This is a genomic window from Profundicola chukchiensis (assembly GCF_029664245.1).
Classification (GTDB): domain Bacteria; phylum Bacteroidota; class Bacteroidia; order Flavobacteriales; family Weeksellaceae; genus Profundicola; species Profundicola chukchiensis.
Genome location: NZ_JANAIE010000004.1, coordinates 1 through 18,238 on the forward strand (window position 1 = coordinate 1; position 18,238 = coordinate 18,238).

16 protein-coding genes are annotated in these 18,238 nt (G+C 34.5%); 8 read left to right on the plus strand and 8 right to left on the minus strand.

What is annotated here, in order from left to right; genetic code table 11:
• Positions 1 to 294 precede the first annotated feature (294 nt).
• The 7 genes from NLM59_RS06430 (at position 295) to cysK (ending at position 6,995) form a co-directional block, all read left to right on the plus strand.
• Positions 295 to 1,137, plus strand: a complete 843-nt coding sequence (locus NLM59_RS06430) for an aspartyl protease family protein (protein ID WP_165148865.1) — start codon at positions 295 to 297, stop codon at positions 1,135 to 1,137.
• A gap of 147 nt (positions 1,138 to 1,284) precedes the next feature.
• Entirely contained in the window at positions 1,285 to 1,929 is a 645-nt protein-coding gene (locus NLM59_RS06435) for a hypothetical protein (RefSeq protein WP_304416937.1), read from the plus strand.
• A gap of 176 nt (positions 1,930 to 2,105) precedes the next feature.
• Positions 2,106 to 3,089: a gliding motility protein GldB-related protein gene (locus NLM59_RS06440; RefSeq protein WP_304416938.1), complete on the plus strand. Its 984-nt coding sequence runs from the start codon at positions 2,106 to 2,108 to the stop codon at positions 3,087 to 3,089.
• A 257-nt stretch (positions 3,090 to 3,346) separates the two neighbouring features.
• A complete protein-coding gene (locus NLM59_RS06445; protein WP_304416939.1) occupies positions 3,347 to 3,709 on the plus strand; it encodes a hypothetical protein in 363 nt (120 codons plus the stop codon).
• A gap of 19 nt (positions 3,710 to 3,728) precedes the next feature.
• Positions 3,729 to 4,826 (plus strand): mechanosensitive ion channel family protein, encoded by a 1,098-nt coding sequence (locus tag NLM59_RS06450; protein ID WP_304416940.1) that lies wholly within the window; start codon positions 3,729 to 3,731, stop codon positions 4,824 to 4,826.
• 439 nt (positions 4,827 to 5,265) lie between these two features.
• On the plus strand, positions 5,266 to 6,090 hold the full coding sequence (locus tag NLM59_RS06455; protein WP_304416941.1) for a serine O-acetyltransferase: 825 nt from the start codon (positions 5,266 to 5,268) through the stop codon (positions 6,088 to 6,090).
• A complete protein-coding gene (cysK, locus tag NLM59_RS06460; protein ID WP_304416942.1) occupies positions 6,087 to 6,995 on the plus strand; it encodes a cysteine synthase A in 909 nt (302 codons plus the stop codon). Before NLM59_RS06455 ends, cysK begins: the two co-directional genes overlap by 4 nt.
• Positions 6,996 to 7,185: 190 nt before the next feature.
• On the opposite strand, the gene ettA is transcribed toward cysK, so the two are convergent.
• From ettA to NLM59_RS06475, 3 genes are all read right to left on the minus strand, one after another.
• A complete protein-coding gene (gene ettA, locus NLM59_RS06465) occupies positions 7,186 to 8,877 on the minus strand; it encodes an energy-dependent translational throttle protein EttA (RefSeq protein WP_304416943.1) in 1,692 nt (563 codons plus the stop codon).
• 368 nt (positions 8,878 to 9,245) lie between these two features.
• Positions 9,246 to 9,752 carry a hypothetical protein gene (locus NLM59_RS06470; RefSeq protein ID WP_304416944.1) on the minus strand — a complete coding sequence of 169 codons (507 nt, stop codon included), beginning with the start codon at positions 9,750 to 9,752 and terminating at the stop codon, positions 9,246 to 9,248.
• Between the two features lie 15 nt (positions 9,753 to 9,767).
• Positions 9,768 to 10,202, minus strand: a complete 435-nt coding sequence (locus NLM59_RS06475; RefSeq protein ID WP_304416945.1) for a hypothetical protein — start codon at positions 10,200 to 10,202, stop codon at positions 9,768 to 9,770.
• Between the two features lie 348 nt (positions 10,203 to 10,550).
• Between NLM59_RS06475 and NLM59_RS06480 the strand changes: the two genes are divergently transcribed.
• Complete coding sequence (locus NLM59_RS06480) at positions 10,551 to 10,946, plus strand: 3-oxoacyl-ACP synthase (protein WP_304416946.1); 396 nt, start codon at positions 10,551 to 10,553, stop codon at positions 10,944 to 10,946.
• Positions 10,947 to 11,097: 151 nt separating this feature from the next.
• On the opposite strand, the gene NLM59_RS06485 is transcribed toward NLM59_RS06480, so the two are convergent.
• The 5 genes from NLM59_RS06485 to NLM59_RS06505 form a co-directional block, all read right to left on the minus strand.
• Positions 11,098 to 13,191, minus strand: coding sequence for a GEVED domain-containing protein (locus NLM59_RS06485; protein WP_304416947.1), 2,094 nt, complete (start codon positions 13,189 to 13,191; stop codon positions 11,098 to 11,100).
• Positions 13,192 to 13,514: 323 nt separating this feature from the next.
• Entirely contained in the window at positions 13,515 to 14,948 is a 1,434-nt protein-coding gene (locus tag NLM59_RS06490) for an SDR family oxidoreductase (protein ID WP_304416948.1), read from the minus strand.
• A gap of 46 nt (positions 14,949 to 14,994) precedes the next feature.
• Positions 14,995 to 16,314, minus strand: coding sequence for an ABC1 kinase family protein (locus tag NLM59_RS06495; RefSeq protein WP_304416949.1), 1,320 nt, complete (start codon positions 16,312 to 16,314; stop codon positions 14,995 to 14,997).
• A 27-nt stretch (positions 16,315 to 16,341) separates the two neighbouring features.
• On the minus strand, positions 16,342 to 16,992 hold the full coding sequence (locus NLM59_RS06500) for a TetR family transcriptional regulator C-terminal domain-containing protein (RefSeq protein WP_304416950.1): 651 nt from the start codon (positions 16,990 to 16,992) through the stop codon (positions 16,342 to 16,344).
• A gap of 198 nt (positions 16,993 to 17,190) precedes the next feature.
• Positions 17,191 to 18,210, minus strand: a complete 1,020-nt coding sequence (locus NLM59_RS06505) for a porin (RefSeq protein ID WP_304416951.1) — start codon at positions 18,208 to 18,210, stop codon at positions 17,191 to 17,193.
• Positions 18,211 to 18,238 lie beyond the last annotated feature (28 nt).

Below are 18,238 nucleotides of genomic sequence, written 5' to 3' on the forward strand. Positions count from 1 at the left end.
AATCCTCTTGTCAGGCTGAGTGATTTTGCAAAGCAAAATTGTATCGAAGCCTAGGGCCAGAGAGGAAATGATGAATATTAAGTTATTTTAAATACAGCGCAATTACTGTGGTTCATATTTGCCTTATGGATAATAGCCATAAAACCTTAAAAAATCAATTCGAAAACTTATTTGAAAATACTATATTTGATGAAGCGAAGAAATAGTGGTTTTGTCGTACAATGTGAATATAACAGCCATAAACCTCTATGAAGTTCGTATATAACTATGTTGGCAAACATTAAAAAAACTACAATGACAAAACAATTATTTAGAACAGCAATCCTTTTTATATTATTATCTTTTTTTTCAAAGGCAAATGCACAAATACCTTTTGAAACAAATGAAAGTGGACATATTATTATAAATGCAAAAGTAAATAATGTGGAAGGAAAGTTTATTTTTGACACAGGAGCAGGTCTTAATGTTATTTTCACAAAATTTTCTCATAAAATCACAAATGAAAAAACAAACAATTTCTTTGTGGGGCATCGAGCAACTGGTGAAGAATTGAATCTTGACTTATATAATGCTACAAGTATCGAAATCAATAATAGGGAATTTGACAATCAACAATATGCCATTATAGATTTAGATTTCGGAGATATAGACGGTCTTATATCATTACAACCCTTCAGAAACACAACTGTTACTATTGATTATATCAATAAAAAAATCCTTTTCAATAAGCCTACAAAAAATGAAAAAAGCATCGATATTCAAATAGCAGATTACGCAGGAAAAGCCATTGATATTTTCACATACATACAATTGAATGACACTTTGAAAATACAAATAGAATTGGATAGCGGTGCAGGAAAAAATTCATTTTGGTTTAGTTCAAAACTCTTTGAACCACTTGCATTAGATAAAAAAGATTTCAAAACAGTACCTAGAACCAGCGAATTTAAAAAGCAAAACAACTATTACATTGGAACGCTATCAAAATTAAATACAGAAAATGAATTATGTAAACTAGAGACTTTAAATGCTGCATTTGTTGATGGATTAATATATGAAGGTAAAACTAGTATAGAGTGGCTGGGTAAAATTCTTACAATTGATATTCCTAATAAGAAAATATTTATAACTGAATAAAAAACGTTTGCCAACACAGTATATAAGCTATGGCTTGGTCAGTCTTCACTTGGAAAATCCTACGGATTTTCCAAAGCCAGTTTTTACTTGTAAAGGTTCGTGCTAAAACACGCCACAGCTCATATACATAAACGTTGTAGCACATTTATGAAAACAGTAATTCCATTAATAATACTTCTGATTTTAAGCTCTTGTGCGACTAAAAAAAATGCAACAAAAAATAACGAAGCTGATTTTACTCTTTGGAGAATTACTAAAGAATTAGAGAATAAAAATCTAAACTATATTAGTTTAAAAAAAAGCTGTGCTAGAGAAAATCACCTTAAAAAACAAAATTCTGATAATTGCGCTGAATGTATATCTAACTATGACACATATATTTTTTGGAAAGAAAATAAAAAACTACTAATCCAAAAAAATGATAATTGCAGTGAATTTTATCCAATTGAATTGACAGATTTTGACCCATTAGAATATCTATATAAAAATCAAACCAAATTAATTGAGGAAAATATTGGACAATATAAAATTGACGATGATAGTTACTCAATCATTACTCATTCTTGTAATATTTCGTATTATATTCGGAATGAAAACAAAACATTTTTAAAAGAATTTGAATTATACGATTTGGAAACTTCCGAGGATGGCGTAAATTTAAATTATGAGAGTAATAATCGTTTGGCTATTATTATTTTGCACAAAAAAATAATCGAAATAATTAATGATTTAGAAACAGAAAAGAAGTTTGAACGGAATAGAAAAACGTGCTACAACACTGTGTATAATTAACTGCTTGGTACGAGCTTGCTTACGAATCCCGATGGCTATCGGGACGCGGATTTTTGCTGCGCACAGTTCGCACTTCGTGCTCGTGTCTATTCGTTTTATATTTGCTAAATTACGTGCCGAACCACGCAACTAATCATACACATAAACGTTGTAAAACATATAAAACCGAACTCAAATTGAAAATTGAACTTCATAAAATATTTTATCTTTTCTGTATGTTTTTTGTATTTCAATCGTGTACAGTCTTATCTCAAAATTCAAGAGTTTCTAAAGAACCACGCTTATCGAAAATATACACATCTGATATTGACAATTTCTATAGAGCGTTCGATTTAGCAATAAAAGACACTGCTAACGCCAAAAATATATTCAAAAAAGAATATTTCTCAAAAGGAACAAAAGGTCTAAAAGATTTTTACAAACTGTATATTAATGACCTAGATAAATTTACAAAATTTGTCATTAGACATAAAGAATTCTATTCGTCAATAAGAAATGACATTTCAAATATTGATGATTTAAAAGAAAGAATTTATTCAAATTTTGAATCTTTCAAAAGTATATACCCAAATGCAGTTTTTCCCGATGTATATTTTGTAATTGGAAAATTTCAATCAAACGGAACAATTTCAAAAAGAGGTTTATTAATTGGCACAGAAATCCTTTGCCGAACAGAAAACACAAATACCAAAAATTGGAATAAAGATATTTTGAGAATTAGTTTGTTGAGAAAACACATTCCTATAACCGTAAGTCACGAATTAGTTCATTTCAACCAATCAAAAATGGAAGACGAAAATACTACTTTGCTTGCAAAAAGTATGAGAGAAGGTTCGGCAGAATTTATAGCGGAATTAATAAGCGGAGAAACTGATGGAGAATATTCTGAATTTACTGGAAAAGAAATAAAAATATGGAATGACTTCAAAAATGACAAGAATAAAAGTATTTGGAATACTTGGAGTTCTTGGCATAAAGCAAGTGTAAACAGACCAAAAAATGCAGGATATTGGACTGGCTACATAATTTGTAAATCATATTACGAACAAGTTAAAGACAAGAATAAAGCAGTTTTAGATATTTTAAGTATTCAAAATTATGATGACTTTTACGTGAAGAGTAAAGTAGACGAATACATAAAAGAGAATTTCGGAAAATAAAATACGTTTTACAATACCGTATATAATTTATTGCTAGTTTTAGCCTACTTGGCATCCCGATAGCTATCGGGACGCGGATTTTCCACTGGCAAGTACCTGTTTGCAATTGTCCGTGACGTCCCACGCCACTGCTCATACACGAAACGTGAGCCACAAGCTAAAAAACCGAGATTATAAATTATATTACAGCAAAAAACATTAGAAAAACTCGGGAATTAATAAATGAAGAAACTGAATATAGGAAAGGACACGAATTATTGAAATTTTTTAATGAATTAGGGTTTAATGATTTTTATGGACAAGGCTTTTCTTCGAGATGGATTTACACAGATGAAAAATTGAAAAGCATAAATGGAATTCCGGAAATAGATAAATGTATAAAGAAACTATTTGCGCCTGTGAATTACATAAGTCGATTTTCAGAGTTAGACCAATTTATTACTAATTTTAATCAATATTTAGCTTTTGATGGTTGGAAAGTTATTAGAGACAAAACTGAAATTAAGTTGAAAAAAGCTGGAGAAATTGACTTAGAAACTACTGAACAAAAAAGTATAGATTCAATAAAGATTATTAAGATATTTGCATTTGGTTTGGTAACGAATTCAAGCTGTTGCTAATTGTGAATTGTAAATCTATATGATGGAAGAACTATATTATGAGATAAAGCCAGAGTTAATTTACTCTGCTATTGTGATATCCCTAGCCTTGTTGCTTATCTACGGAACCAAGTATTTTTATAAGTGGTTAAACAACAAATTGGGGGCTAAATTTCCTCATGAGGATACTTCCAAAATTAATCTTACCAAGAAAATACTTTATGCCTTGTGGGTGGTGCTCGCCATTATTGCTCTTACCTTTATTTTTATCGATAGGGAGCAATACAGCATTGCAAAAAACACCTTCAACAAGGCGCTCTACCTTGGTATAGTCGCGGTGGCTATGCTCTTAGTGGTTACAGCAGTTCAAGTTTGGTTTTCTAAGAAGATTTACGAAAAGTCCCAAACCCAAGAGGATACGACCAGTTTTAAATTCATTCGTTATGTCGCCATATCCGGCGTGTATGTGATAGGTGTGCTACTCATGTTGATGACTTTTGAATCTATGAGAGGCTTTGTGGTGACAGCTTTAGGGAGTGCCGGTGTAATTGCGATTGTAGCCGGTGTTGCATCCCAAGAAGCTTTGTCTAACCTTGTAGGTGGTTTATTTATTATTGTTTTCAAGCCATTTAAGGTGAACGACATCATTAAAATCGATGAAACCATGATTGGTACGGTGACGGATATAACGTTAAGACATACCGTGATTAAAAACTATCAAAATCGCATGATTGTAATTCCAAATGCTATTATTAATAAAGAAAAATTAATCAATTTTGATTTAAACGGAAGTATATGCTGTGAATGGATTGTGATTGGAATTTCTTATGATAGTGATATTGATTTAGCGAAGAGCATCATCCAAGAAGAGTGCGAGAATCATCCGCTTATCCTAGACAATAGATCTCATATAGAAAAAGTAAACAAAGAAGATGTAGTAAAAGTAAGAGTGGTGAGTTTAGATGATTCATCGATTTCCATCAAGGCTTGGGCATGGGCCAGAAACTATAGCGATGGTTTTGTGATGAAATGTGACCTTTTGGAAAGTATTAAAAAACGATTTGATAGAGAAGGTATAGAAATTCCGTTCCCACATCGTACGCTGATTATGAAAAAAGAAGAAGAAAGTTTAGCCTAAAAATATATTAAACTCAGAAGTATTCTCAAGCTATGATTTAAAAAGATGAATTGAATTCATAGTTAGGAGATGGCTATTTAACTTTAAAGTTTTCATAAGCTTCCATTGCCAATCCAGGTAAGAATACCTCTTAGCTGAAAAGACGATAATAGTAACTTGAATTATCTTCATATTAAATTTTCATTAAGTTCAAGATAGACGCATTAGGTTTTTGTCTACAAACGAATCATTGATAGCTAACGAAAAGTCAACTGATTATAAGTCTTTAAATCATGTTGTTATCCTTATCTATCAGCTATGTTTAATACTTTTTTAAAGGTCAGAATTAAGGTATAAAGAATTAAGTGTTGTGCTTTCAAGAAATTGTATCTCATGATGTTAAGCTTAATTTTAACATTTTGGTACTTAATTTGTAACAACTAAGGCTCAACAAATCTATATGTTTCAAGAAATAGCCGCTAATATTCGTTCCAACTACAAAGATGAATATGAACATGTGCCCAAAAGAGAAAATCTAAGTTCCTGGGTAGATGAGTTATTAAATATTTTATTTCCGCTAAAAGAACCTGCCGAGAGTGAGATTATTCAAAGCTTAAAAGAAAGTCGTGCAGATTTTAGAAACTTGCTTATTGAAGCTAAAGTAGAGGATGGGCAAGCCAAGAAATTGACAGACCTATTTTATTCACATTTATCTCAGTTGCATCAGGATTTAAGTCAAGATGCTGAAGAACTATATAACAATGATCCGGCGGCGGATTGCATGGGAGAGGTGATTCATACCTATCCAGGATTTTACGCCATTTGTATTTATCGCGTGGCGCATTTAATTCATACAGTTTTAAAAATTAAATATGTTCCTAGAATGTTAACCGAATATGCGCACAGCAAAACCGGCATCGATATTCATCCAGGAGCAGAAATTGGCGTTCCTGTTCTTATAGATCATGGTACAGGCGTGGTGATTGGTGAGACTTGTAAGATTGGTAAGCATGTCAATATCTACCAAGGAGTGACTTTAGGTGCTATGCAAGTTGATAAAACTTTGCAGGACACCAAGCGACATCCTACCATTGAGGATGGTGTAGTAATTTATGCCAATGCAACTATTTTAGGTGGCGATACCATCGTAGGAAATCATTCGGTGATAGGAGGTAACGTATTTTTAACCAGATCCGTAGAGCCTTATTCATTGGTTTATACCAAGTCAGAAACCCAAGTCAAAAAAATTAAATCAGATAATCAACCTATAAATTTTGTGATATGATATATAATAATATACTAGAGACCATCGGAAAAACACCTGTGGTAAAAATTCAAAAACTATTTGGAGATAATTCCAATGTTTACATCAAATTAGAAAAAAGCAATCCTGGCGGAAGTCTTAAAGATCGTATCGCTCTACAAATGGTAGAAGATGCCGAGAAAGCAGGAAAATTATCTGAAGATAGCGTGATTATAGAGCCAACCAGTGGTAACACAGGTGTGGGACTTTCTATGGTAGCTGCTGTAAAAGGATATAAATTAATTCTAGTTATGCCAGAATCTATGTCGATCGAAAGACGTAAACTTATGGCATCTTATGGCGCTGAGTTTGTTTTAACACCTAAAGAGGGTGGAATGAAAGCAGCCATAGAAAAAGCAAAAGAATTAACAGAAGAAAATCCAAAAGCTTGGATGCCTTCTCAGTTCGATAATCCATCGAATATTAAAGCTCACTTAGAAAATACAGCCCAAGAATTATTAGAAGATTTCCCGAATGGAATCGATTATTTAATTACAGGTGTTGGAACAGGTGGGCATATTTCAGCTATTTCTAAAGTTCTAAAGGAAAAATTCCCACAACTTAAGGTATTCGCTGTTGAGCCAACGGATTCACCCGTAATCAGTGGAGGAGAGCCTGGTGGACATGCCATCCAAGGAATTGGTGCAGGATTTATCCCAGAAAATCTAAAAACAGATTTATTAGATGGTGCTATTCAAATCAGTAAAGAAGAAGCATTTGACTTTACAAGAAAAGCAGCAAAACAAGAAGGTATTTTAGGAGGAATTTCTTCGGGTGCTACCTTGGCTGCCATTGCACAAAAGCTACCTGAAATTGGAGATAAAGTTGTCGTAGGAATAAACTACGATACCGGCGAAAGATACCTAAGTACAGAAGGATTATTCTAAGCTAACCCAACATATAAAAACGAATAAACCCTGCCAACCGGCAGGGTTTATTCGTTTTATTTACTAAGTAAGATCTCTTAAAATTAGAAAACCAATTTAAGGTTTTAATCAATTCAAACAGCTATACAATAGAGCTTAGAACTCTGAACTTTAAACTCTGAACCCTAAACCCTACACTCTAAACCCTAAACTACCTAATAAGCTTCTTATACTTAATACGCTGAGGAATTATATCTCCACCCAAACGTTTCTTCTTATTCTCTTCGTAATCACTAAAGCTACCTTCAAAATAGTACACCTCAGAATTACCTTCAAAAGCAAGAATATGCGTACAAACTCTGTCTAAAAACCAACGGTCGTGACTAATAATCACCGCACAACCCGCAAAGTTTTCTAAACCTTCTTCCAAAGCTCTCAAAGTGTTGATGTCCAAGTCGTTCGTAGGCTCATCCAAAAGTAATACGTTACCTTCTTCTTTCAATGTCATTGCCAAGTGAAGTCTGTTTCTTTCACCACCTGAAAGCATAGAAACTTTCTTGTTTTGCTCACTACCACTGAAATTAAATCTACTCAAATAAGCGCGAGAATTAACCTGTCTTCCGCCCATCATTATCAATTCCTGACCATCGCTAAAGTTCTCCCAAATAGACTTATCAGGGTCAATATTACTATGCGTTTGGTCTACATAAGCCAACTTAGCTGTTTCTCCCACTTCAAACGTACCTTTATCAGGAGTTTCTTCTCCCATGATCATCTTGAAAATCGTGGTTTTACCCGCACCATTCGGCCCGATAATACCTACAATTCCCGCTTGCGGAAGTTTAAAGTTTAAGTTGTCATATAATAATTTATCACCAAATGCCTTAGAAACATCTTTGGCTTCAATGACATTTGTTCCTAAACGAGGACCATTCGGGATATAAATCTCTAATTTCTCGTCCAGTTGTTTTTGATCTTGATTCACTAATTTGTCATAATTCGCCAAACGAGCTTTTTGTTTCGCCTGCTTACCTTTCGGTGCCATACGAACCCATTCCAACTCTCGCTCAAGCGTTTTCTGACGTTTGCTAGCTGTTTTTTGCTCCAATGCTAAACGCTTAGACTTCTGATCCAACCAAGAAGAGTAGTTCCCTTTCCATGGAATACCCTCGCCACGGTCTAGCTCTAGAATCCAACCTGCCACATTATCCAAGAAATATCTATCGTGGGTAACTGCAATCACAGTTCCCTTATACTGCGACAAATGATGCTCTAACCAGTGAACACTCTCGGCATCCAAGTGGTTGGTAGGCTCATCCAATAACAAGATATCCGGCTCTCTCAACAAAAGACGACACAAAGCAACACGTCTGCGCTCACCACCCGACAATACGCTGATTGGTTTATCAGGCTCAGGCGTACGCAAAGCATCCATCGCAATCTCCAGTTTCGTGTCCAATTCCCATGCATTCGAAGCGTCGATTTGATCCTGCAACTTCGCCTGCTTGTTCATCAGTTCCTCCATCTTTTCAGGATTCTCATACACCTCTGGCAAACCAAACATATCGTTGATTTTGTTGTACTCGTCCAACACGTCTACAATCTCCTGAACCCCTTCTTTCACTACCTCTAGCACCGTTTTAGACTCATCTAATTTCGGCTCTTGCTCTAGGTAACCCACCGAATAACCCGGCTGAAAAGAGATGTCCCCCTGAAAGTTCTTCTCTTCCCCTGCAATAATTCTCAACAAGGTAGATTTTCCACTACCATTCAGTCCTAAAATCCCAATTTTAGCACCATAGAAAAAACTTAAATAAATATTTTTAAGCACCGGAGTCTGAGCGTTTTGATACGTCTTAGTAATCCCGGTCATTGAGAAAATTATCTTTTTATCGTCTGACATAAATATGTGTAATTTAAAAGTTGGAAGATACGCCACAAATCTCGAAATCACAAGCAACATAGCTTATTTCGATTTCGCCAAATCAGCAAGGGCTCGAAGGTCTTTTACAGATTAGCTATTATTTTGTGAAGTAGTTTTATGAGGAGCAGAAACCCGCTTTTCGTTGCAACTCCTCGTTTTATTGAGGAAAAACAATCTCCGTCTGCGGAGCTTCCTTTGGTCGCTCGCATCCGTTCGTTGTTTTTAGCCCAATAAAACTGTGGGGTTTCCACTGCAATCGGGGCTAGGCTAACGCTTAGCAATTAAGGGATAAAAAAATAACCGCAATTTGCATAGCGGTTATTTTGAATTGATTGTGTTTGGAAATATTATAAGGCAGCTCCTAAAATTAATCCTAATGTAACAACTCCTATGGGAATTAATATCTTTCCTAAACCGCCCTTATTGTTTGATGTCAATATGGTTGGTTGGTTATTTTCTGCCTTTTGAAGATAGCTTGGCTGAACCTCTAAATACTTAATATCACTTTCTTCCATTTGTCTGAAGTTTTTATAAGTAGCGGTCCATCCATAAACAGTAAGTTCTGTTTTATTATTTGTGGTGGTTGATTCAAAAGTAGGTTCAACTAACACATCAGCGTTTTTTTCCTTTAATAACTCTCTAACAACATTGTTTTTAGCAGATTCTAAAGATTCTAACTTCGTAAAAGTTGCAGTTTTCGAAACCTTAGTGTCATTTACTACCAAATCAGCAATCACAGGTTTATGAATAACTCCTGCACCAACGATATCCATTGTTTTAGATGTCCCAGTTTTAACTGTTGAACATGACATCAACATTAAATTTGCTAATAATATAATTACAATTGCTCTCATGTGTAATGCTTTAAATTATTTTTTAAATGTTGATAATACAGATTGTGAAGCTTCAGCTTTTTGAATAAAGCTTGGACGAACTTCTAAAAATTTAATATCACTTTCCTCCATCTGTCTGAAGTTCTTGTAAGTTGCTGTCCATCCATATACAGTTAATTCTGTTTTACCAGCTGTAGTAGTAGATTCAAAGGTTGGCTCAACTAAAACATCCGCATTGTGTTCTTTTAATAACTCTCTTACAACATTGTTTTTTGCAGCTTCTAGGGTTTCCATCTTTGTGAAAGTAACCGTCTTAGATACTTTTCTCTGACTTACAGTTAAGTCTGCAATCACTGGTTTGTGAATTACTCCAGCTCCAACAATATCCATTGTTTTAGATGTTCCTGTTTTAACGGTTGAACAAGAAGCTAAACTAAATACTACTAAAGCAGTTGTTAAAATTTTCCTCATTTAAATTGATTTTTTAAGATTAAGTTAACAATGTTAAAAATATTTTAACATTTTTCCTAATTTTAAAATTCAATTTTATTTCAATAATAAATAGCTAACATTGCTTTTTTAACATAAATAATTGATTTACAGAAATCCTTGTGATTAGAATTTTTTAAAGAAAATTTATGGTGTCTATGATTATAATTAAGCTCGTATATAAACATGCTTGTCAATAATCCAGCAAAACCTATGAATTTTATTTTCATAGCTTTACCACTCCAAACGATGGGAAGTTTTTAATAAATAACTTTGATGAACCTTAAACAAGAATTATATAATTATTGCCTAGCCGATGTCAACCGACGAATGGCTATCAGCGAGAAAGGGCTGCAGCAACTTCAAGAGAGTCTATCTTCAGAAACCAAAAGTTCTGCTGGTGATAAGCACGAAACAGGACGTGCGATGATTCAGTTAGAACGAGAGCAGCTTGGGAATCAATTGGCTAATATTGAAGCGGAAAAAGAAATCATTCTTAAAATTGATCCTAGTAGCAAGTCGCAAATAATAGGTTTAGGTGCTGTCGTGCTAACATCACAACATCATTATTTTATAGCTACCAGCATCGGGAAAATCCGCATAAATAATACTGATTACTACGCACTTTCATTAGAGTCACCTATCGGACAATTGCTTTCCGGGAAAAGAGTAGGAGATAAGTTCGTTTTTAGAAATCAAGAGATTGAAATACTTGAGGTTTTGTAAATGGTAGGTGGTAGTTAGTAGTTAGTAGTTAGTAGTTAGTAGAAGGTATTTAGTAGAAAGGTTTTTTAATAACCCATTAGACCTTTAAAGATATATAAATAAAAAAGCCACCTATTGAGGTGGCTTTCATTTAAGTTTATAAAACTAAAACTTACTTCTTCATTACTTTGTGTGAAGTAGTTTTTCCATCGATGCTTACTTGCATTATATAGTTTCCAGCTTTTAAACCACCTAAACTAATTTGTGCATCTGTTGCATCTACTTTCATGCTCTTAACTGTCTGACCTAACATATTGTAGATAACAACGCTCTCGATATTCTTAGAAGATTTTAAGAAAATATCGTTAGTTGTTGGGTTAGGGTAGAAGTTGAAATCATTTGCTTTAACCTCTACTGTGCTCATGCTTGCAGCAGTTACGTTAATCGTGTAATCTTCTGCTTGACCATAGTTAGATCCTGGACTACAAGAATCATTCGCATAATCTCCTCCTGTACTTGTATATCTTTTGATAACTCTCATTCGTGTAGGACCTGCAAGAGCATTCTCTGGAACTTGAATTTCACCTACCGCTTGAATTCCATCTGCACCTGTAGAATCATCAAGAACTCCGATTTCATATCTTTCGTCCTCGTTATTCAATTCACCATCTTGGTTCCAGTCGATAAAGATTGTAAAGCTATTGGTGTAACCATCTGTATTACCTTCTAAAATAGCAGAATAAGTTTGACCAGCAGTCATTTCACCTACAATAGAAGTAAAGTCTTCGTGTGCTGGTGATGAGTTTAATCCAGAATCTGATACATTATAAATTCCAGCTACATCTACTAAAGTAATTGGCTCAACTACCAAAGTATAATCAATAGGTCCACAATATGGATAAGGGAATGGTGCGTTAACTGTAGTAGCTGTTACATCAATCGTATAGTCCTCAGCCTGTCCCCAAGCAAATCCTGTACATGCATCTATAGAGAAATCAGTTCCTAAGGTTTTCATTACGCGCATTCTTGTTTGACCATGCAATACACCTGCTGGTACAACGATGTTACCACTTACTTGGTTGTTGTCATTACCATTTGAATTGTAAATCGTTCCGATTTCATATCGCTCCTCTGCATTATTGAATTCACCATCTTGATTCCAGTCAATAAAAACAGTAAATGTATTGGCATTGTCTCCGTTGGTATTTCCTTCTAAAGTTATTGGATAAGTTTCACCTTCAACCATATTTCCAACAATAGCCGTGAAATCTTCATGGATTACGTTGTCTTCAACTTCAGCGCTGCTTCGGTTGCTAATATTCGAAACTTCAACTAAAGTAATAGGTTCAACAGCTAGAAAATCTGTTTCGCAATAAGGTGCTGGGAAAGTATGGCCAGCTGTAATCTCACCATGTAAAATGAATGGCATTCCTTGTGGTGTTCCTGTTCCACTGTCTAAAGTTTGAACAAAATAAATTTCATTATCTACCACGTTTCTTTGGATTGCATTTCCTGTAGTGGTTTCTCCTAAAATTACAACCGGTGGAACATAAGGTCCTGAAGCTCCAACTCCAGCAAAAGTATACTCAATCCAGTAAGTTCCTGCTGTTAAAGATAAACCTGGAGTTGCTGCTGTTACTTTTTGAATCTCACGATTCGTAGCTTCCATATCAGTTTCAACCACGCGATTCGCACCTGAATAACTTACGCCACTAATGACATTGGTTGTAAGATCTCCCCAAATAACACTAGCTCCTTGGCTAGGGTTTCCATCCCAAATTTGAATAAATACAGAAGTGATAGAAGGCGTAATAGATCCTGTTTGATAAGCAAACAAGTCAATCGCTGTGATGTCTGCATCATTATTTAATACAAAATCATCTGCTACAGTCGTGTTGTTAGCTGCCTTTGCTTCAGAACCAATGGAGTTCATGCCCAATGCAACGGATTCTAAAACACTTTTCTTTGGTGTTCCATTCACGTTCCAATAAGGACCATTGAAATATAACATAGTACGAGAAGTCATCTCGCTATCCACAAAGCCCGACGTTGGGAAATTAACTTGTGGCTGATTTGGGTTTAAAGGGTTAGTACCTTGTTGGCTGGTTCTAGATAAAACATGCTGATTAGAGATAGTTTCGGCAACGCTCATGTTTTGATAACTCGTTGCATCAGTAAACTCTCTGCTCTGATGTTGTGCCTGCACCTGGCTCAAGCCTAGAGTGCAATACGAAAGACATAGTAAAAGTGTAAATCTTTTCATCATTAATATTATTTGATTTTTTGAATGGGCTAAAAATAGAAAATATAAAATGAATATCCCTAATCAAATTATGAAAAGTTTAACACAAGCTAAGATTGCTTAGTATTATCTATGTTTACTGCGTCTGAAATTATTAAAAACGATTGAAACTTGTGCGATGCTTTAACTAAAAGAGGTTCAGGGTGTTTTACTATCTTCTTTCTTTTTTAAGATAAAAGATATTCATGTTGATAAAAAAACAGTATTAGGAATTTTAAAAATGTAAATGACCTTAGTGCTTTTCGAATTAAAGTCTATCAGATTTATAGATTATGTTTTAAGTTAATTTATTTTCCAGTTGCCAAACGTTTGACCATCCCTTTAAAAATAACCCCATGAAAGGGTAGAACAGCATACCAATACATTCTTCCCCAAAGACCTTTGGGTCTGAATACTGCCTTTTGCCATAGCTTTCCTCTATAAAGTTTGAACATCAGCCATGCTTCGCCTGGAAGTTTCATCTCTGCAAATAAAATCAATTTTCCCTCTTCTTTATTGGCATACAAAACACGCCAAAAATCAACAGCATCTCCATCATGTAATTGGCTTGGATGTCGTCGTCCTCTTCTTAGACCAGGGCCACCCACCATTTGATCTAAAAATCCTCTTATTTTCCATAATCTTTGACCATACCAGCCTTGTTCTCCACCGATACTAAAAACTCGCTCTAAACATTCCTCATAAGAATAATAGGTGTGCTTTCTCAAATCTGTAAAACAACCATCTCTAGGCACCTCCATGAACTGTTTTAAATTGGTGTCATTCCTGCTGCTGATAAAACTATCTTTCCAGCTAGAAACAATTTCATGCGCCTGAATTTTAGAAAGAGTTCTCTCTAGCGCTTCACGATAGGGAATAGGTTGTACGCCGGTGATTTCCTTAATTTTATTTAAACTTTCGGGCCTGCAAATCACTTCTATTTTCATGCTATCTACCAAGGACGAAGCTAACTTGTAAGAAGTTGAGGTAACAAAATACAACCAATAAGAAGACATTTTGGGTGTCATCACAGGAAGTGTGAAAATCTTTCTGCTTAAACCTCTAACCGACGCGTACTCCATCAACATTTCCTTATAAGTCAAGATGTCATCACAACCCACATCGAAGTTTTGATTGTAGGTTTCTTTATTAAATAAAGACTTTATTAGAAAATCTAAAACATTGGCAATTCCTAATGGTTGACATTTGGTATTTAACCATTTAGGCGTAACCATTAACGGCAGTTTTTCGACTAAATCTCTAATGATTTCAAACGATGCACTACCAGATCCAATGATGATTCCAGCGCGTAAGGCGGTGAAATTAAACTTTCCATTGGATAGGATTTTTTCTACCATTAATCTGGAATCCAGATGTTTAGATAGTTTATCCTGATTGGCTAACCCCGTTAAATAAATCGTATGCTCACAATTGGTCTCATTTACGACTTCCACAAAATTCTCTGCACAAGTGCGTTCCATTTCCTCATAATCGTTGCTGCCGCTCATCGAGTGCATCAGATAATAAGCGCCATCAATGTCTTTGGGAATACTGCCTAGTGTGGATTTGTCTAAAAAATCAGCTTCTATAACTTCAATTTGATCTTTGGAAATACCATCTGGATAATCAAATCTATCGGCATCACGCGTACAGCAAATCACTTTGTAGCCTTGTGAAGCAATAACGCTGATCATTCGTTTTCCGATATATCCTGTAGATCCAGTTAGAAGTATTTTTTTCATAGAAAGTTTGAGTCTTGAATTATATATAATGTTAAATATAGCTGATTTAGCTTAATTCTGCTGGTAAATACGTCTTAATATTTACATGACTCGCTTTGACATCATGCAGCAAACTGTACAATCCAAAGAATGTTCTGTTCATGTATATAAAGTGTTCTGAACCTCTATTTCCATTGAACTTTTTAATTTCTCTACTCTTGCCATATTTATCTCCAAGAGAATAAATCTGTTGGAAGAATTCTTCGTCTGCAAAATCAAAAGTTTCTTCTCTAAATGGTCTAGAAAACAAAGAAATCATTTCGTAAAATAACTTACTAAAGAATTCTAATTCCTCAGCCGAATCATCTTTTCTCAGAATTTCTAATTCAAACATTTTCTCTTGAAAGATGTTTGGATTGTTGATGTTTTCTGGCTTAATTAATTCAAAATAAGGTGTGTAGAAATCCGATGGAATCTGTTTCATGCAACCGAAATCCAAAGCAATTAAATTCCCATCTTTAGAAACCAAGAAGTTCCCCGGATGTGGATCGGCGTGAACTTTTCGCATATTATGAATTTGGTGCATATAGAAATTCCACAAGGCTTGTCCGATTTGATTGGCTAAGGCTGGATCAGTATTTTTAGCAGCAAATTCAGATAAATGTTCGCCATGCATCCAATCCATGGATATAATTCTATCACTGCTCAGTTCGGGATAATAAGTAGGGAATTTCAAATGTTCGATGTGAGAACAGTTTTCTGAAACCTCCATACTTTGTTCAACTTCAAGAATATAATTCGTTTCTTCTAAAAGTTTGTTTTCAACTTCTTTAAAGTAACGATCTGAATCTTTGCCTTTTAAATTAAACATGCGAATGGCAATTGGTTTCACCAAAGCTAAATCAGACGAAACACTATCGGCTACGCCAGGATACTGAATCTTGACCGCCAATTCTTTTCCATCCTTTATGGCTTTATGTACTTGTCCAATACTTGCGGCATTCACCGATTCAGGATTGAATTCATCATAGATTTCATGAGGTGATTTACCAAAATAGGTCTTGAATGTTTTGTTGACCAATGGCGCTGAAAGGGGAGGAACAGAAAACTGAGCCAACGAGAATTTATCTACATATTGCTGTGGTAAAATGCTTTTTTCCATGCTCAGCATTTGTGCCACTTTTAGCGCAGAACCTTTCAAATTCGAAAGTCCGTCGTAGATATCTTCCGCATTGGATTCATTCAACTTAAGTCTAGCATCTTCTTCGCTTTGGGTAATTTTGTTTTTATAATAATTCAAATAATTCTTGCCGACTTTTGCTCCAGTCGTTACCAGTTTGGTCGCGCGAGATAATTTGGATTTAGGAATACTATTAATGGTTTTCATAGATTGATTTTTAATGGGAAACTTAGATTATTTAACAGGATTAAACTCCTTGAAAATAAACTTCCCAAAATCTGCAACATTTTTAAAAGCGCTAACATTGATTAACTCAAATCCAGCATTGACTGATTTCTCAATAAATACATCTGTTTTCTCAAAATTGGCAGATTTATCATTTAGCCAAAATTTCAATGTACCAAGTAGATGTAGCCAAGCTGACTCCGCCATCACTTTCTCAGATGCTTTGTTAATGTCTTTCTGTTTAAAATCAATTTTCTCGATTTCTAAGTGATTAGCGTATTCTAAAAAGCCTTTTCTCAATCCTTTAAGTTTGCCTAAGTCTTTAAGCGATTGGCTACCAATGCTGTGTTGAACAAAGCTTCTGTTCATTTTTAAATTCTCAAAAAATGTATAATAGAAACTTAGAATTTTATCTTTGGCTGGATAAAGTTCATAATCTTCTGAAGACTGTAAAGTTTCTAAAGTCGCCTCGAAAAGAGCATCGTAGAAGTAGTTTTCAATGGTTTCCAAATTACTGAAATAATTATAAAACTCAGCTTCATCTAGCTGGTGTGCTTGGCTAAATGCATAAACATTTTTGGGTTGTTTATCATTTAAAACATCGTCTATGTACCAAGTTAAAATTTGATTTTTATCTATTGTATTGTCTTGTGGATTCATGTAAAATTCTTTGTTTGAATAGGTTCAACTTTAGTGCCAAGAGATTAGGAAATTATCAATTTGAGGAATGTTGTCTTAGTTAAAAATGTATAAATAAACTTAAAAATGATTAATTTTTTAAAAATTGATAAAAAATGGATATAAAAAAACCGAGCCGTTTGCTGCTCGGTATGTATTAAAATATTTTAAATGTAGAAATTAGAACATAAACACTAATTCCACACTTAATTTGTCTGAATCCATTTCTTCATTTTCTTGGAAGAAAACTAATTGATTATTCGTAAAATACCATTCATAATCTACACGTAGTATAGATTGAAAAGGAAGATTGCTTAAACCAAATCCAAGACCTAAACTTAATCTTTGTACATCAAAGTTACCTTCGTTTCGGTTTTGGTCCATAAAATCATAACGTGCAGCTGGTATAATATGTTTTACGATGTTTTTTTCATCTAATGCAAAAGCATAGCCACCTTGAATATAGGCAGAAAGCAAATCGTAATCATTGGTTTTGTCTTCCCTCATCATAACTTCAGATTCAACTTTCCATTTTTCTTTACCATATCTAAGGTCAGCTCCATACATTAAGTAATGTTGAAATTCATCTGGAACATCAGTCAATCTATAATTATCATATACCTTAAAGCTAGATCGCCATCCTTGCATTTTACCTAAAGTTAAACGTCCTGCATAGGATTGTTTACTAGACCATTTTGAATTATTGGTGGAGTTACCATTAAACACTGCTAACTCTAGTTTTGTTGGGATTGGTAATTGCTTAGCATTGTAGGTAGCCATTAAACCAATATCGCGCGAACTCACAAAGTATTTTCCTAAGAAAGCTCGATTGGCAAACATCATTGTTCCAGGATCGGTGATGTAACTATTGAATAGAGGTAAGCTAAACTGTCCGACTTTCAAGCTTAAATTCTCAGTAGCATCATAAGCACCATAAGCATCCAATACTTTGAATTCGCCTTCATCACTTAGCTCAACCTTGGCTTTATAATGTAATTTGGGCTTAATGTCACCTTCGATTTCTAGTCTTGAGTTTCGAATTACAAATCTAGAAGTGTTAACGTCTGTTGCCCATTCATATTTACTTTTTAAAACACCACCAAATTTAAAATTTGGATATCGTATGGAGTCGTTTTCTTGTGCTAGCACACAGGTGCTTAAGGTGATAAAAATTAGGGCGCTAAACAGATGTTTTCTCATATAATTTAATTAAAGTAGAAAGTTCAGC

What these genes read in the sequence shown, in the direction of transcription:
- NLM59_RS06430 (WP_165148865.1), top strand. Translation starts at nt 295, where the DNA reads ATGACAAAACAATTATTTAGAACAGCAATCCTTTTTATATTATTATCT.
- NLM59_RS06435 (WP_304416937.1), top strand. Translation starts at nt 1,285, where the DNA reads ATGAAAACAGTAATTCCATTAATAATACTTCTGATTTTAAGCTCTTGT.
- NLM59_RS06450 (WP_304416940.1), top strand. Translation starts at nt 3,729, where the DNA reads ATGATGGAAGAACTATATTATGAGATAAAGCCAGAGTTAATTTACTCT.
- NLM59_RS06455 (WP_304416941.1), top strand. Translation starts at nt 5,266, where the DNA reads ATGTTTCAAGAAATAGCCGCTAATATTCGTTCCAACTACAAAGATGAA.
- cysK (WP_304416942.1), top strand. Translation starts at nt 6,087, where the DNA reads ATGATATATAATAATATACTAGAGACCATCGGAAAAACACCTGTGGTA.
- ettA (WP_304416943.1), bottom strand. Translation starts at nt 8,877, where the DNA reads ATGTCAGACGATAAAAAGATAATTTTCTCAATGACCGGGATTACTAAG.
- NLM59_RS06470 (WP_304416944.1), bottom strand. Translation starts at nt 9,752, where the DNA reads ATGAGAGCAATTGTAATTATATTATTAGCAAATTTAATGTTGATGTCA.
- NLM59_RS06475 (WP_304416945.1), bottom strand. Translation starts at nt 10,202, where the DNA reads ATGAGGAAAATTTTAACAACTGCTTTAGTAGTATTTAGTTTAGCTTCT.
- NLM59_RS06480 (WP_304416946.1), top strand. Translation starts at nt 10,551, where the DNA reads ATGGCTATCAGCGAGAAAGGGCTGCAGCAACTTCAAGAGAGTCTATCT.
- NLM59_RS06485 (WP_304416947.1), bottom strand. Translation starts at nt 13,191, where the DNA reads ATGATGAAAAGATTTACACTTTTACTATGTCTTTCGTATTGCACTCTA.
- NLM59_RS06490 (WP_304416948.1), bottom strand. Translation starts at nt 14,948, where the DNA reads ATGAAAAAAATACTTCTAACTGGATCTACAGGATATATCGGAAAACGA.
- NLM59_RS06495 (WP_304416949.1), bottom strand. Translation starts at nt 16,314, where the DNA reads ATGAAAACCATTAATAGTATTCCTAAATCCAAATTATCTCGCGCGACC.
- NLM59_RS06500 (WP_304416950.1), bottom strand. Translation starts at nt 16,992, where the DNA reads ATGAATCCACAAGACAATACAATAGATAAAAATCAAATTTTAACTTGG.
- NLM59_RS06505 (WP_304416951.1), bottom strand. Translation starts at nt 18,210, where the DNA reads ATGAGAAAACATCTGTTTAGCGCCCTAATTTTTATCACCTTAAGCACC.